We start from the raw sequence: 14,993 nt of genomic DNA on the forward strand, positions 1-14,993 counted from the left end.
ACGGGTGCTGCCGCATGACAGGGGAGTCCGCCGGCATCGGGTATAGCCATTAGGCTTAAGTAGTGACCGAAACAACCGTTACCTCCGCTTCCCGTTCAGCAGCACCCGATCATGGGCTGGATATCTGGCGGGAGCTGGCAATTTCCCAGCAGCCCAGTTGGCAGGACTCCACGGTTCACCGATCTTCTCTCGACGAGCTCTCCACGCTGCCGCCGCTTGTTTTCGCTGGTGAGGTGGATGTGTTGCGTGAGCGGCTCGCCGCCGCTGCCCAGGGTAAGGCGTTCCTCCTGCAGGGGGGCGATTGCGCGGAGACTTTCGAGGGCGCCACCGCAGACAGAATCAGCGCTCGTGTGAAGACCATCCTCCAGATGGCCGTAGTCCTCACATACGGTGCCTCGCTTCCTGTCATCAAGATGGGACGCATGGCCGGCCAGTTCGCGAAGCCGCGTTCATCCAACGATGAAACCCGCGAAGGCGTGACCCTACCGGCATACCGCGGGGACATGGTGAACGGGTATGACTTCACGCCGGAGAGCCGTGGTCATGACGCCTCCCGGATGGTGCGGGCGTACCACACCTCCGCATCGACGCTCAATCTGATTCGCGCCTTCACCCAGGGCGGATTTGCAGACCTCCGTCTCGTCCACCACTGGAATAAGGGCTTCACTGCCAATCCGGCCCACTCGCGGTACGAATCGCTGGCGCGCGAAATTGACCGCGCCGTCCGCTTCATGGAAGCCTGCGGCGCCGATTTTGATGCCTTGACTCGCGTCGAGTTCTTCGCCAGCCATGAGGCCCTGCTGCTTGAGTATGAGCGCGCGTTGACCCGCACCGACTCACGCACAGGCCTGCCTTATGACACGTCGGCACACTTCCTGTGGATCGGCGAGCGAACGAGGGATATCGACGGCGCTCACATTGATTTCCTGTCACGCGTACGCAACCCGATTGGGGTGAAGCTTGGCCCCGGTACGTCGCCGGATGATGCGTTGGCACTCATTGACAAGCTGGACCCCAACAGGGAGCCGGGCCGCCTCACGTTCATCACCCGCATGGGCGCCAAGAATATCCGCGAGAAGCTGCCCAACCTCGTGTCAAAGGTGACTGATTCCGGCGCCAAGGTCCTCTGGGTCACTGATCCAATGCACGGCAACACGGTCACTTCCCCCAACGGGTACAAGACCCGCAATTTCGACGATGTCATGGATGAGGTGCGCGGTTTCTTTGAGGTACACAACGAACTCGGCACCTTCCCGGGTGGCCTTCACGTTGAGATGACCGGTGATGACGTCGCGGAGTGCCTCGGCGGAGCGGACCCGATCGATCAGGAAGCGTTCCTCGACCGCTATGAGTCCGTGTGTGATCCACGCCTGAATCACATGCAGTCCCTCGAGATGGCTTTCCTTGTGGCCGGGGCGCTGTCCCGACGCTAACCGGCGCAGCTACCTTCGCCGGTGCTTCGATCTCACGTCACGGTAATGGTGACCGTTGATCCTTCGGGATGCTCGCCCGTGAGGTCCTGGCCGGCAACGAGGCCCAGCACCGGGCGGCCGAAGGCGTAGTTCACCTTGACCGTGAACCCGGCCTCCTCCAGTGCGGCGATGGCTTCCGCCTCACGTTCGGAGAATACGTCGGGAACAGCAATGATGCGCGGGCCGTCGGAGAGAGTCAGCGTCACTGACCCGCCCGGAGGCAGCTGCCCCTCTGCCGGTGTCTGTGCCAGGACGGATCCGGCCGGTACGTTGATGTCATTGACCGGCGCGGGCTCGATTACCGGGGTCAGCCCGGCGCTCGCCAGGATGCTGACCGCTTCTTCCTCCGGCAGGCCCACAACGGAAGGAACCGAGACCGGCTCCGGTCCCCGTGAAACCGTCAGGCTCACGGGGGTGCCCGCGGGAACCTGTTCACCTGCTGCTGGAGTAGTCGCGATCACCGCGCCGTCGGCAACGGTGTCACTGAACTGCGGCGTCACTTCTCCTACTTCGAAACCGGCGGCGACCAGTGTGGCCGCCGCTGTTGCCTCAGCGAGACCGACGACCTCCGGAATCGCGAAAAGTTCCGGTCCCAGCGACACCAGGAGCTGAATCTCCTCCCAGGGCCTCACTGTAGCGGTTGCCTCCGGCTCGCTGGCGATCACAAGGCCCTCCGCGACCGAATCAGAATAGGACTGCTCTGCGCTCGAGGATAGGCCGGCCTGGGCCAGCAATGCCTGCGCTGCGCTTACTGAGCGGCTGGAAACATCGGGAACGGCCACCAGCGCGCCCGGACCCACACCGAAGAACCAGCCGGCTATTGCCGCCAGCGCTGCGAGCAGTGCGAGCAAGAGAATGAGAAAGGCATTCCTGCGCCGTGCATTGCCTGGCCGCAGGGTCTTTTCCGGGCGCTGTACGGCCCGTGCCTGCTCTTTGCGGTAGGTCTTGAAGTCCCTCGCAGCGAGCTTCTCTCGCGCGGCTGAATCCAGCTGCCGCTGCGGCATCGATCCTGCAACCGGCGTGGAGCCCAGGACTGTGGTGTGGTGGGAACTGTTTCCCAGCACGGTTGTCGGAGAGCCCGAGGCACCGATGACCTCCGTTGGATATGGATGCGATCCCGCTACGTCTGTGGACGAGTGCGCTGTGCCGATGATCTCCGTACGTTCGGCGCCGTCGGAGGCCGCTGCTTCTCCGCCGCCTGGCGCCGAACCGGCGCGGTGGTCGCTGCCGTGGTCGAGCTCGTCATCGCGCAGGTTGGTTCGAATGTGCCGCAACTCGCCGAGGAGGGCATTGCCGTCGATAGGGCGTTCTTCGGGATCAACCGCGGTGCACCAAAGCACCAGTTCGTCGAGGTCCTCTGCCAGTCCCGGAACGATCGTGGAGGGCGCGGGAACCCGCGAGTTCACGTGCTGGAACGCAACCTGGATGGGCGCTTCACCGGAGTATGGCTGCCTGCCCGTGAGGAGCTCGAACAGGACGATGCCAGCCGAATAGATGTCGCTGCGCGCGTCCGCGGCTCCGCCTGTCACCAGCTCCGGTGGGAAGTAGGCCGCCGTGCCCACCAGCGTTCCGGTATGGGTTGCGGCCGAGACCGCACGGGCAAGACCAAAATCGGCAATCTTGATTCCACCGCGTTCGGACAGCAGGACGTTCTCCGGCTTGACATCCCTGTGAATGAGCCCGGCATCATGTGCAGCTCCCAGTCCCTCAACCACTGGATCAAGAATCGCGAGGGCCTGGCGGGGCGTCAGCCGTCCCCGTTCGGTGAGGAGGTCCCGGAGGGTCTTGCCCGGTACATACTCCATTACGAGGTAGGCGACGCTTTGCCCTGGTCCGTCTTCCACGCCCTGGTCCAGTACCCCGACCACGTGCGGGTGCGAAAGCCTGGCCGCTGACTTCGCTTCGCGCTCGAAACGCTCAAGGAAGCGCTCGTCTTCTGCGAGGTGCGGATAGAGAACCTTCAGCGCGACGTCGCGTTCCAGCCGTTCGTCGGTGGCAAGGTAGACGGTCGACATGCCGCCGCTCGCCAGCCGTGAACGAACGTGATAGCGCCCGTCTACAACGGTGTCTACCAGTGAGTCCTTCGGCCGCTCCCGCACTCTTCGATACTAAGTGAAGCAGCGGCCGCCGCCCGCACCAACACAGGTCGGTCGGGCGCCGGCCGCTGAACCCGCAGGGGGCGGTGGTCGCCTACCGGAAGTTTTTCTGGTGCGCCTTGATCGCTGCCACATAATTCTTGGTGTCTGCGAACATGCCGTGGGTCTTCACCGAATACTGGCCCTGGTAGTAGGACGCGATCGCTGTATCCAGGTTGGGGCTGGTCCGGATCAACGCCTTGATGATCGCCACACCGGCGGTTGCATTGTCATAGGGATCCAGCAGATTCAGCTTCCGGCCAACGAGATCGGAAGCCCATTCGCCGGACATCGGGATGACCTGCATGGCACCGATGGCGTTCGCCGGTGAGACAGCCCGCTGATTGAACCCCGACTCCTGGTAGGAGAAGGCGAGCGCAAGGCTTGGATCTACGCCCATTTTGCGGGCAGTGTCAGCGACAATCGCTTTCATCTGGGCCTGCGAGGGAACCGGAAGGCCGTTCAGCGTGTGCTTGTTCTTATTGGCTTCCGCAACCACTGCATCCGGGTAGGTGTAGTGGAGGAAGGTCGATGGAACGAGGTCCGCCGGCTTCTGTTCCGGGGCAGCCTTGGACCCACCGGGGATCGTAAGCTTCTTTCCGGGGTAGATGATGGTGGTGGCGCTCAACTTGTTGGCGGAGAGCAGCGCGCTGAGGCTGACTCCATGCCTGCCGGCGATGCCGCCGAGCGTATCACCGGCCTTGATCGTGTACGAGCCGCCGGCCGTTGGGGCGGACGGCTTCGGTGCTGCGGGCTTCGGACTTGTCTGAACAGCAACGCTCGACCCGCCGGTCAGCTTGATTTTCTGGCCAGGATGAATGATCGAGCTCATGGAGAGCCCGTTCGCCGAAAGGATGGATCCCAGACTCACATTGTGGCGGCCAGCGATCGCACCCAGCGTGTCACCTGGTTTCACCACATAAGTTGCTCCGGATGCCGATGCGGCGGGCTTTGGAGCTGACGGCTTGGGGGCTGTCGCCTTGGGCGCCGGCGCCGGCGTTGCGGATGAACCCGAGAGCTTGATTTTCTGGCCCGGGTGGATGATGGACGTCATCGACAGCCCGTTTGCCGTCAGAACCGACGAGAGGCTGACACCGTGGCGGGCAGCGATTGCTCCCAGAGTATCGCCGGACTTCACTGTGTACGTTGCGGAGGACTGCCGCTTGGGCGGAGCAGTCTGCTTTGCCGGAGCCTCAGATGCCGACGAACCCGCCAGCTTGATCTTCTGGCCGGGGTGGATGATGGAGTTGACCTTCAACCCGTTCGCTTTCAGGACCGCGTGCATGCTCAGCCCGTGACGGACTGCGATGCCGCTGATGGTGTCTCCTGCACGGACCACGTACGTTGTGGCGCTGTTCTGCATGGGAACAATCCGCGGTACCTGCGTTGCCACCAGGGCAGCGGGAATCATGGCGCCGGCCGCGCCAGCCGCACTGGCAGCGGCCGGCATGGTCTTCAACGGCTGGTACGCGCTATGGCCTGCGGCCGGCGCGGCGGCTGCCGGTGCTGCAAGTGCCAGCGACGAAAGAACGACGGCGGGTATCGCTGCGGAAGACACTGCGATACCGATTCCACGGTTTCGGAAAGGCGTGGTGCAGGCGGCTGGCACGTTCAGCGGCGATGACGGGCGCTGGGCGGTCATGGTCTGTCCTCATCTGTAATGGCGGGCTGGGCCGCATGGCAGGGCAGGGAGCAACAGTCGATGCCGCCGTAATCCCCGAACCCCATGGTGCAGTTGATACACAAGTTGTTACTGTTACCTGTGTGACTTATGTGAATCTACACCATGGGTCGTTTACCACAACAGTTCAAAAAGTCTCAGTATTTGCGCAGTTTCGGCGCGTCGGTGATTCCATCCTGACTGCAGCTGCTGAGTGGAGTTAGGGCAGCAAGGCATGGCACGCTTAAGGGCGTGAATACACTGGAGAACCTCGTGGGCAGCTGGCTCACCCTTCCCGATGTCGCGGAAGCGCTTGATCTGTCCATCACCAAGGTTCATGGACTCATCAATGAGCGGGCGTTGGTGTCGGTTCGCGTTACTGATCGTGGAATCCGCTCAGTGCCTGCGGAATTTATCGATGACGGGCACGTACTGGAGAGCCTCAAGGGGACGGTCGTTGTACTCGGCGACTCAGGGTTCTCGGATGAGGAGATCATTCGCTGGCTCTTCACGGAAGACGAGTCTCTGCCGGGCCGACCGGTCGATGCGCTGAAAGCGGGGCGCAAAACCGAGATCCGCCGCCGTGCGCAATCCTCGGCGTGGTAGCCGCCCTGTTCAGGCCACTCGCGTAACGGCAGCTTCCGCAAGAACGGAGAGCGCGTCCCTGCAGGGCGGATCGAGGGGGAGTGCCTCCAGCGCTTTGTAGCTGGCGCGGGCACGTGCGGCTATCAACGCCTCCACCTCATCGCGGGCACCTGTTGCGTCAATGATGCGCTGCAGTTCCAGCACTTCGTCCTGGCTCAGGCCCTCTCGGCCAAGGCCGGCATTTAGGGTCCTGGCCTGGTCTGCGCTGCAAGCCTGCAGCGCCCTGGCAATCAGCACGGTTCGCTTTCCCTCCCGCAGGTCATCACCGGCGGGCTTGCCCGTGAGCGCCGGGTTGCCATACACGCCCAGGAGATCGTCCCGCAGTTGGAAAGCTTCCCCGAGGGGGAGCGCAAAGCCGGAGTAGCCGGCAAGCAACGACGGCGATGCTCCCGCGAGAGCGCCCCCAATGCACAGCGGATGCTCCGTGGAGTATTTGGCGGATTTGAAGCGCACGATGCTCAGAGCCTGCTGAACCGCAACATCAGGGTGCCGATCCGGCCCGACTGCCTCCTCCAGGAGATCCAGATACTGGCCGGCCATGACTTCAGCGCGCATCCTGTTGAAGATTGCGCGGGCTTCAGCGGTTCGCTCAGGTGCGGCGGTGATCGAAGCGAATGCTTCTTCGCTGAGAGACAGGCACAGGTCACCCGCGAGGATCGCAGCGCCGGTTCCGAAATGTCCGGCATCCAGATGCCAGCCGCCGTCGTCATGAAGGGTCTCGAACTGTTTGTGCACACTGGGGGCTCCGCGCCTGAGATCCGAGCGGTCAATGATGTCGTCATGAATGAGCGCGGCTGCCTGAAACAGTTCCAGGGACATGCCCGCCAGAACGACGCCGTCGTCATCCGCTGCGCCTCCGGCGCCTCGCCAGCCCCAGTAGCACAGCAGCGGACGCATCTTCTTGCCACCGGAGGCCAACCGTTCTATCGCATCGACAAGCACTGCACTGTCGGACGACACCGTTTCGAGGATGGACCGCTGCGCTGAGAGGAAGCGGGAGGTAGCTTCGGTAAGCGACTTCCTGAAGCGATCCTGCTCATCCTGCACAGGAGTGGAAAGAGCAGCGATACCGTCAGTCATAGGCTCAGTCTAGGTGCTGCCCTCCCAGGCGAAGCTGCAACAGGAGTGTCCCGCCCACCGATTCCGTGGGCGCGCAGCAGTAGGATGGTTCGCATGCCCGTCCGTTCCGACCTCGCGGGAATCGAGGACGCGGATTGCACAATCCTCCACGTGGACATGGACGCCTTCTACGTCTCAGTGGAGTTGCTTTCCCGCCCAGACCTGCAGGGCAAGGCTGTTATCGCCGGCTCGCCGTCAGGTCGGTCGGTGGTGCTGTCGGCCTCCTACGAAGCACGGCGGTTCGGGGTGCGCTCCGCGATGCCCATGGCCAACGCCCTGCGGCTCTGCCCCCATGCCGTTGTCCTCGAACCGCACCACCACCTTTATGCCGAGGTGTCGGCATCCGTCATGGAAATCTTCGGCTCAGTCACACCTATGGTGGAGCAGCTGAGCGTCGATGAGGCTTTCCTCGACGTCGCCGGGTCGATCCGGCGACTGGGTTCACCCAGGACAATCGGCGAGCTGATCCGAACAATGATCCACCGGGAACTTGGTATAACGGCGAGCGTGGGTATTGCCTCCACAAAGTTTGTTGCGAAAATTGCTTCAACCCGCGCGAAGCCGGACGGGCTGCTGCTGATTCCAGCGGCGCGAACCGTGGAATATCTCCACACCCTTCCGGTGTCGGCGCTCTGGGGTGTAGGCGCCAAAACCCAGGAGGTTCTTGCACGGTTGGGGATCAGGACCGTGGAGGACGTCGCGCGCACTCCCGTGTCGGTCCTCCAGCGGACTCTCGGCGCCACCGGTGCCCATGTCCACCGGCTTGCCTGGGGGCAGGACCCCCGTCCGGTAACCGTCAGCAGGCAGGAGAAAAGTATCGGTGCCGAGGAAACGTTTGCATCCGATGTCGATGACGATGATCTCCTTCGGGCTGAACTGCTTCGCCTCTCGCACCGCACGGCCACGCGCCTTCGTTCCGCAGGGCTGCAGACAGGAGGGGTGTCACTGAAGCTTCGCTACGCTGACTTCTCCACCCTGACCCGGTCACGGCGCCTCCCCGAACCTGCAGACAGCGCGCATGCCTTATATGCGGCTGCGTGTCAGCTCCTGGAATCGCTGGGTGAGCGCCCGCTGAGCGTTCGGCTCATCGGAATCCGGACGGAGCGGCTCGAAGGCGCTGCGGGCACTTCACATCAGCTGACGATCGACCGCCAGGATGACAATTGGCGCCTCGCCGAGCAGGTACTCGACAAGGTGAACGGCAAATTTGGTGCGTCGATGGTCCTGCCTGCGCGGCTGCTCAAACCGCCGTTCGGTACGAGGGGCGAGCACCCTCCCGACGGGCAACCAAAACGCCGGGATGCCGGCGGGCAGGGGCCTGCCGGCGCGTGACTGTGGCTTTCCCTTCAGGTGATTGCAAACTATCCTTAGCGGTAGGGATCAATTAGGCGTTGACCCACTCAGATCAGCATGCTGAAGCGCATCGCGGCGGCAGCAGCCGGGAACCAGTTCACGGCTGAACTCGTTGTTGGGTTTGAGGGATTCGGTATTAGTAGCAAGGAGGCAGTGATGGCACTCTCGGAACACGAGCAGCGGCTGCTTGACCAGTTGGAACAACAGCTTCATGCCGACGATCCCAAGTTCGCCCACTCCATGGCATCAAACACCGGTCGCTCGATGTCCACGCGCCGCATCGTGCTCGGATCGCTTGTGACCGTCGCCGGCTTGGCGGTCCTGCTTTTGGGCATCTGGAATCAGTTCATCCCGGTAGGAGTGGCGGGTTTCCTCATCATGGGTGCCGGCGTGTACTACGCCACCACAAGGTCGAAGCTGGACGGCGCGGCCCCTGGTGCCGGTAAAGCTGCAAAGGCCTCCAGTTCTCCGCGTGGCAGTTTCCTCAGCAGTCTCGAAGAAAAGTGGGACGAGCGCAAACGGGACCAACCCTAAACCACCCACTTCCTCCACTTTCCCCCACAGGGCCAGCCGAAAGGCTGGTCCTGCGGCATTTAATGCGGTTCGACCCGGAACTGATCAATCCCTGACCCTGTTGACCCCAATTACCCTCCACTCTCCACCACACGCCGGATACCGCACAGCTACGCGAATTTTCCGGGCGAGCGAATCGAGAAACGCTCGGAGGGACATTGACTGTGGAGGATTGTGGAGTAAAGTGGAGGCTATAAGAGCGTAGTGGCAGCGCTTGGCTCTCATGACGGACGGGCGGTGGCGAATGTTCCTCGGAACACACTCGCCGCGGTTGGACGAGAAGGGACGGTTGATCCTTCCGGCCAAGTTCCGTGACGAGCTGAGCGAGGGTTTGGTTCTGACCCGGGGGCAGGAGCGCTGCATCTACGTTTTTAGCCAGCGGGAGTTCGTCAAGGTCCATGAGCAGATGCGTGAGGCGCCAATCTCATCGCGTCAGTCCAGGGACTATATCCGGGTATTTCTGTCGGGTGCCTCGGATGAGGTTCCGGACAAGCAGGGCAGGGTAACCATCCCCCCAATGCTGCGGACCTACGCAGGGTTGGACCGGGAGCTCGCAGTGATCGGAGCGGGAAGCCGCGCGGAGATCTGGGATGCAACCGCCTGGAATGACTACCTCGAAGAGAAGGAAACCGCCTTCTCTGAAACAGACGAAGATGCACTGCCGGGAATTATCTGACAGCTGCAACAAGCGGGACACAGAGCAGTACAGCAAGACCGAGTTGACCGAGGATCTTCGATGAGACCTCCAGCCGCCCAGCCGGCCGACTACCTGGATCACCTTCCCCGGAGCCAGGCAGACGGAAGCCCGGAGCGGATGGGGATCTGATTGAAGTACCACGGCAACGGATTCACGCAGGCTCAGCCTGAACAGGACAGCAGGAAGGAGCGGGTGAATGGGGGAGGAGCGTCCCACTCAGGAGCGGCATACTCCCGTTCTGCTGGATCGGTGCATCAATCTCCTCGCTCCCGCGATCGAGGCCGCCGGTGAGGGGGCCGTCGTCGTCGATGCGACCCTCGGCATGGGTGGTCACTCCGAGGCACTGCTTCAGCGGTTCAGTGAACTTCACCTCGTGGGTATCGACCGCGACCGGCAGGCCTTGCGGCTTGCCGGAGAGCGGTTGGCACCGTATCGGAACCGCACCGACCTCGTCCATGCGGTGTACGACGAAATCTCTTCTGTCCTCGAGGACCTCGGCATCGCACAGGTCCACGGTGTGCTCTTCGACCTCGGGGTCTCATCCCTTCAACTGGACGAGCGAGACCGCGGATTCGCCTACTCCTATGACGCCCCTCTCGACATGAGGATGGATACGAGCACCGGGCAGAGCGCCGCGGATGTTGTCAATACCTACTCCGAGGATGAGCTGCGGCGCATCATCCGTACTTGGGGCGAGGAAAAGTTCGCAGGACGGATTGCGTCCGGAATCGTCTCGGCACGGAACGCAAAGCCGTTCACCACGACGGGCGAGCTGGTCGAGGCAATCCGCTCAGTTGTTCCCGCGGGCGCGGCCAAGACCGGAGGTCATCCGGCGAAGCGAACCTTTCAGGCTCTGCGTATTGAGGTCAACGAAGAGCTCACCGTGCTGACGCGTGCTATTCCTGCCGCACTCGAATCGACGGACGTGTTGGGAAGAGTGGTTGTGATGTCCTACCACTCCCTAGAGGACAAGATCGTGAAAGCCGCCTTCTCCGCGGGAACGCGATCGTCCGCACCCGTCGGATTCCCGGTGGAGCTCGAGGAACACACGCCTTACCTCAAGACACTGACCAAGGGCACTGAGGCTCCTACCGACCAGGAGATCGCTGACAACCCGCGCGCAGCATCGGCAAAGCTCAGGGCAGTGGAACGCACCAGATCCAACACAACAGACAGGAACGCGAGATGAGCCAATCAGTGCAGCAAAGGCCGTCTGTGCGTCACAGCGCTCATGCAGCGGCCGGCGCAGTAGCCGGAAACACCGCCCGCGCGCTGCAGCACCCGGCAGTGTCCAGTCCCGCGGTGCAACCGGGACGGGAACGACGCCGGACCCCACTCTCGGTGGTCCCGGCCGCACCCACGCGTGGCCGGGTCCCATTCGCTGTGTTCTCCATGGCCGCACTGATAGCAGCCCTGGTGGTGGTGCTCATGCTCAACATCTCCGTCTCGAGCAGCCAGTACAAACTGGTCTCACTGCGCGGTGAAGAGGTTGCACTTGCCGAGCGGAACCAGGCGCTGACGCAGCAGCTGGAGAACCTCCGCGCACCGCAGAACCTCGCATCAGCGGCGCACGAACTCGACATGGTGGCCTCCCCGACTTTCGGGACCATTGATGTAAATTCGTTGGCAGTCACCGGAAGCCCTGAGCCAGCCAAGGAGTCGGATGTACCGCCAGTTCTCGTGCCGGCACCTGCCGTGAACGTGCCGAGCCAGGCCGCCGCGCCGACGCCTTCGAATGAGCCGGCGGAACCGTCCGCACCGGCGGAACCGTCCGTACCGGACGCGGCCGCCGCACCGGAAGCGACCGTCGACGACGGGACAATCCCCGCACCGGCGCAGACTACGCCCGGACAGTAAGAGACCGCAGTACACCAACGCAGCGAGGAATCACGGTGGCACCAGCCGACAACCCCCAACATGAAACATTACGGGTCGCGCTCGGAGCCGCTAGGCTCAGGGTCGGACTGGCCTTTGTCCTGATTCTGCTGCTGGTCCTTGGGGTTCGCCTATTCCAGGTTCAGGGCCTCGACCCCGACGGAATGGCGCAGGTCGGCCTGAACAAGCGACTGGTTACCCAGCAGGTGCCGGCACTGCGTGGCAGCATCCTGGATGATGAGGGCAACGAGCTGGCGCACACGGTGCAGCGCTTCGATATTGTGGTTGACCAGACGCTCAGCGGCGGTGAAACCTTCGACCGGTACAACCGGGAGACCGGTAAGCGGGTTGAGGACATCCCCATGGAGCAGGGGTTCGAGGAGCTCTCAGCAATCCTTGGAGAGGACGTCGCCACGCTCAAGTCCTCCATCCTCGGAGACGCCAAGTTTGCCTTCGTTGCGCGTTCGGTGACGCCCGACATCAGGAACCAGGTGCTCGCCGTCGGGATGCCGGGAGTCTACGCCGACCCCACGACACTGCGCACGTACCCATCGGGAGCAGTAGCGGGCTCGATTCTCGGGTTCATGAGCGGTGACGGGCGCGCCCTGAGTGGAATCGAACTCACCCAGGAGGAACAGCTGACGGGGACACCGGGCAGCCGCACCTTCGAGATCGGCGGCGACGGTATCCGCATTCCGTACGCGACCAACGAGGACGTGCCCGCACAGGATGGCCAATCGGTGCGCCTGACCATCGATCAGGACCTCCAGTACTTCGCACAGCAGACCATCGCCGCGCAGGTCGAGGACTACAACGCCGAATGGGGCAATATCGTTGTCGTGGAGGCCAAAACCGGTGCCATCAAAGCGATGGCAGAGTCAACCACGCCCGACCCCAACGACTATGCGGCGACTGCTCCGGAGTTCTGGAAGCCGCTGTCAGTCACCGCCTCCTTTGAACCGGGTTCCACCACCAAGCTGATCACCATGGCTGCCGCGCTGGAGGAGGGGATCATCGAACCGACCAGCAGGTTCGAAACACCGCCCACCTATACCGTGGACGGGCAGACGTTCAAGGACGCGTTCGAGCACGGGACGGAAAAGCGCACAGCGGCCGGTATTTTCGCCAAGTCCATGAACACCGGAACGGTCATGATCGGTGAGCAGCTGAGCAAGCAGCAGCGCTATGACTGGCTGCGAAAGTTCGGCATCGGCGAACCTCTCAATGTGGGGCTCAACGGCGAGACGGCAGGGATTCTCCCGACGCCGGACTCGTGGGATGAACGCCAGCAGTACACCGTCCTCTTCGGTCAGGGACTCGCGCAGACCGCATTGCACACCGCCATGGTGTACCAGGCCGTCGCCAACGACGGCGTCCGACTGCAGCCCCGCCTCATCGACGCCTACATCGATGCAGACGGCACCGAGCACGTCGTTCCGCAGGCAGAGGGTACAAGGGTGGTGTCCCAAGAGACGGCGGATCAGCTTCACACCATGCTGGAAACCGTCACGGTGGAAGGGTCCGGAGCTTCTGGAGCACTCGAGCAGTACCGGGTGGGCTCCAAGACGGGTACCGCTGAAGCGCCCAGTCCACAGGGCGGCTATGACGGCTACACTCTCTCCTACGCCGGAATGGCTCCGATGGAGGACCCGGAGTACATTGTCGTCGTCACCCTTCAGCGGCCTCAGGGTGACCTGTACTATCTGGTTCCGGGGGAGTCCTTCCAAAAGGTCATGAAGTATGTTCTGAACTCGAACAACATCCCACCCTCGACCGGTAAGCCCGAGACTTACCCGGTCAAGTACTGAACCGCGTAAGCAGGCCCCAACGTGTCCACAAATGAAGAGTCCGCTGCGCTCATGCGTCCGGACGCCGTCGTCCCGCGCACCATGGATGAGGTGCTTGCCGAGCTCCCGTCGGAGCTCGCCCGCGTGCAGCTAGTAACCGGACCTCACGACGGCGGTGCGCCCGCTTCGATCACGGGCGTCACCATTGATTCCCGGGAAGTTCGTGCCGGCGACCTCTACATTGCCCTGCCGGGCACGGGTCGCCATGGGGCTGACTTCACCGGTCAAGCCGTTGCGGCTGGAGCCACGGCAGTGCTAACGGATGACCAGGGAGTGGCTGTCGCCGAGCCGGCGCTGAGCGGCTCGAGGATTCCGCTGTACCGGGCAGCGCCGGTGCGGGATTACGTCGGACCACTTGCCGCCGTCGTTTTCAATAGCCAGCCGGCCGGTAGCCGTCCCGTGCTCTATGGTGTGACCGGCACCAATGGGAAGACCACCACGACCTACTTCCTGACTGCACTGGAGTCGGCGCTCGGCAGGAGTACCGGGCTGATCGGAACCATCGAGATCCGGGTAGGGCAAACGGTCATCCCGTCCGTCCTCACTACGCCCGAATCTCCGCAGGTGCACGGCATCCTGGCGCTGATGAGGGAGCGGGGTATCGAAGCTGCTGCCATGGAGGTTTCCTCGCATGCCATTGAGTACCGTCGTGTCGACGGAGTGCACTTTGACGTTGCGGGCTTCACCAACCTGACCCAGGACCATCTGGATCTCCACGGAAGCATGGAAGAGTACTTCGCCGCGAAGGCTGCCCTGTTCCGGCCGAACCGGACCCGCCGCGCCGTCGTCCTGATCGACGATTCCTGGGGGCACCGCATCGCGGACCAAGCCGGCGTCGAGACGCTTACGGTGTCAGTGACCGGTGCGTCGGAGGCGGATTGGAACGTCTCGGAGATACAGCGCACCGGCCTCGGACATACCTTCACACTCATTGGTCCGCAGAGACAGAAGTTGCGGCTTCGCTGCGGCCTCCCCGGCACCTTCAACGTAGCCAACGCCGCTCTGGCTGCGGTGATGGTTCTGGCTTCGGGCGTTGAGGCGGAAACGCTCCAGCGGGCTGCGGACGCGCACGATCCGTTCACCACCCAGGTACCCGGCCGCATGCAGCTGATTGCTGAGCGTCCTGCTGCCATTGTTGACTTCGCACACAATCCCGACGCGTTGGAGCTTACGCTCGACTCGGTGCGCGTGCCGGACGCCGGCTCCCGTGTGATCGTGGTTTTCGGCGCTACCGGGCAGAGGGACGTCTCGAAGCGCCCGATCATGGGCGCCACGGCAGCCAGGCGGGCCGACGTCGTTATCATCACGGATGACGATCCCCATGATGAGGACGCGGCCAGCATCCGTGCGGACGTGCTTGAGGGTGCTCGCGTTGCACGGGACGGCGAGAACCTGTCGTGCGAAATCATCGAGGTGTTCCCGCGTGCTGCGGCTATTGATCGAGCGGTGGCTCTTGCCCGGCAAGGCGATGTGGTCCTTGTCGCCGGGCGTGGCCATGAGGTGTGGCAGGAGGTCAAGGGCGTGAATCTTCCACTCGATGACCGGGTTGAGCTGGCGGCCGCATTGACACGGCACGGATTCTCTGCGCTTTCCGGCAACAGGATAGAGTCCTAGATC

Annotated in this window: 12 protein-coding genes; 9 read left to right on the top strand and 3 right to left on the bottom strand. The window is 63.0% G+C overall.

Translation table 11 applies throughout. The features are described from left to right. Positions 1 to 62 precede the first annotated feature (62 nt). Entirely contained in the window at positions 63 to 1,433 is a 1,371-nt protein-coding gene (locus tag ASH00_RS07855) for a class II 3-deoxy-7-phosphoheptulonate synthase (RefSeq protein WP_056547105.1), read from the top strand. A gap of 32 nt (positions 1,434 to 1,465) precedes the next feature. Here the strand turns inward: ASH00_RS07855 and pknB are convergent, their stop codons facing one another. Then, positions 1,466 to 3,571: a Stk1 family PASTA domain-containing Ser/Thr kinase gene (pknB, locus tag ASH00_RS07860; protein WP_056547108.1), complete on the bottom strand. Its 2,106-nt coding sequence runs from the start codon at positions 3,569 to 3,571 to the stop codon at positions 1,466 to 1,468. Between the two features lie 91 nt (positions 3,572 to 3,662). Further along, positions 3,663 to 5,249: a lytic transglycosylase domain-containing protein gene (locus tag ASH00_RS07865; protein ID WP_082565988.1), complete on the bottom strand. Its 1,587-nt coding sequence runs from the start codon at positions 5,247 to 5,249 to the stop codon at positions 3,663 to 3,665. A gap of 270 nt (positions 5,250 to 5,519) precedes the next feature. On the opposite strand from ASH00_RS07865, the gene ASH00_RS07870 reads away from it, so the two are divergent. After that, positions 5,520 to 5,873: an Rv2175c family DNA-binding protein gene (locus ASH00_RS07870; RefSeq protein ID WP_056547110.1), complete on the top strand. Its 354-nt coding sequence runs from the start codon at positions 5,520 to 5,522 to the stop codon at positions 5,871 to 5,873. Between the two features lie 9 nt (positions 5,874 to 5,882). Here ASH00_RS07870 and ASH00_RS07875 read toward each other — a convergent pair whose 3' ends face one another. Further along, positions 5,883 to 6,992: a polyprenyl synthetase family protein gene (locus ASH00_RS07875; RefSeq protein ID WP_056547113.1), complete on the bottom strand. Its 1,110-nt coding sequence runs from the start codon at positions 6,990 to 6,992 to the stop codon at positions 5,883 to 5,885. A gap of 93 nt (positions 6,993 to 7,085) precedes the next feature. On the opposite strand from ASH00_RS07875, the gene dinB reads away from it, so the two are divergent. The 7 genes from dinB (at position 7,086) to ASH00_RS07910 (ending at position 14,990) form a co-directional block, all read left to right on the top strand. Continuing rightward, a complete protein-coding gene (gene dinB / locus ASH00_RS07880; RefSeq protein WP_200954777.1) occupies positions 7,086 to 8,363 on the top strand; it encodes a DNA polymerase IV in 1,278 nt (425 codons plus the stop codon). Between the two features lie 177 nt (positions 8,364 to 8,540). Beyond that, on the top strand, positions 8,541 to 8,918 hold the full coding sequence (locus ASH00_RS07885; protein WP_056547765.1) for a DUF3040 domain-containing protein: 378 nt from the start codon (positions 8,541 to 8,543) through the stop codon (positions 8,916 to 8,918). Positions 8,919 to 9,201: 283 nt separating this feature from the next. Beyond that, positions 9,202 to 9,633 carry a division/cell wall cluster transcriptional repressor MraZ gene (mraZ, locus tag ASH00_RS07890; RefSeq protein WP_056547768.1) on the top strand — a complete coding sequence of 144 codons (432 nt, stop codon included), beginning with the start codon at positions 9,202 to 9,204 and terminating at the stop codon, positions 9,631 to 9,633. Positions 9,634 to 9,850: 217 nt separating this feature from the next. Beyond that, positions 9,851 to 10,843, top strand: a complete 993-nt coding sequence (rsmH, locus tag ASH00_RS07895) for a 16S rRNA (cytosine(1402)-N(4))-methyltransferase RsmH (RefSeq protein ID WP_056547115.1) — start codon at positions 9,851 to 9,853, stop codon at positions 10,841 to 10,843. Further along, positions 10,840 to 11,511, top strand: coding sequence for a hypothetical protein (locus tag ASH00_RS07900; protein ID WP_056547117.1), 672 nt, complete (start codon positions 10,840 to 10,842; stop codon positions 11,509 to 11,511). Before rsmH ends, ASH00_RS07900 begins: the two co-directional genes overlap by 4 nt. A 35-nt stretch (positions 11,512 to 11,546) precedes the next feature. Then, positions 11,547 to 13,337 carry a peptidoglycan D,D-transpeptidase FtsI family protein gene (locus ASH00_RS07905; protein ID WP_056547120.1) on the top strand — a complete coding sequence of 597 codons (1,791 nt, stop codon included), beginning with the start codon at positions 11,547 to 11,549 and terminating at the stop codon, positions 13,335 to 13,337. A gap of 51 nt (positions 13,338 to 13,388) precedes the next feature. Next, entirely contained in the window at positions 13,389 to 14,990 is a 1,602-nt protein-coding gene (locus ASH00_RS07910) for a UDP-N-acetylmuramoyl-L-alanyl-D-glutamate--2,6-diaminopimelate ligase (RefSeq protein ID WP_056547124.1), read from the top strand. Positions 14,991 to 14,993: the final 3 nt, after the last annotated feature.

The organism is Arthrobacter sp. Soil782 (assembly GCF_001428435.1).
Taxonomy (GTDB): domain Bacteria; phylum Actinomycetota; class Actinomycetes; order Actinomycetales; family Micrococcaceae; genus Arthrobacter_D; species Arthrobacter_D parietis.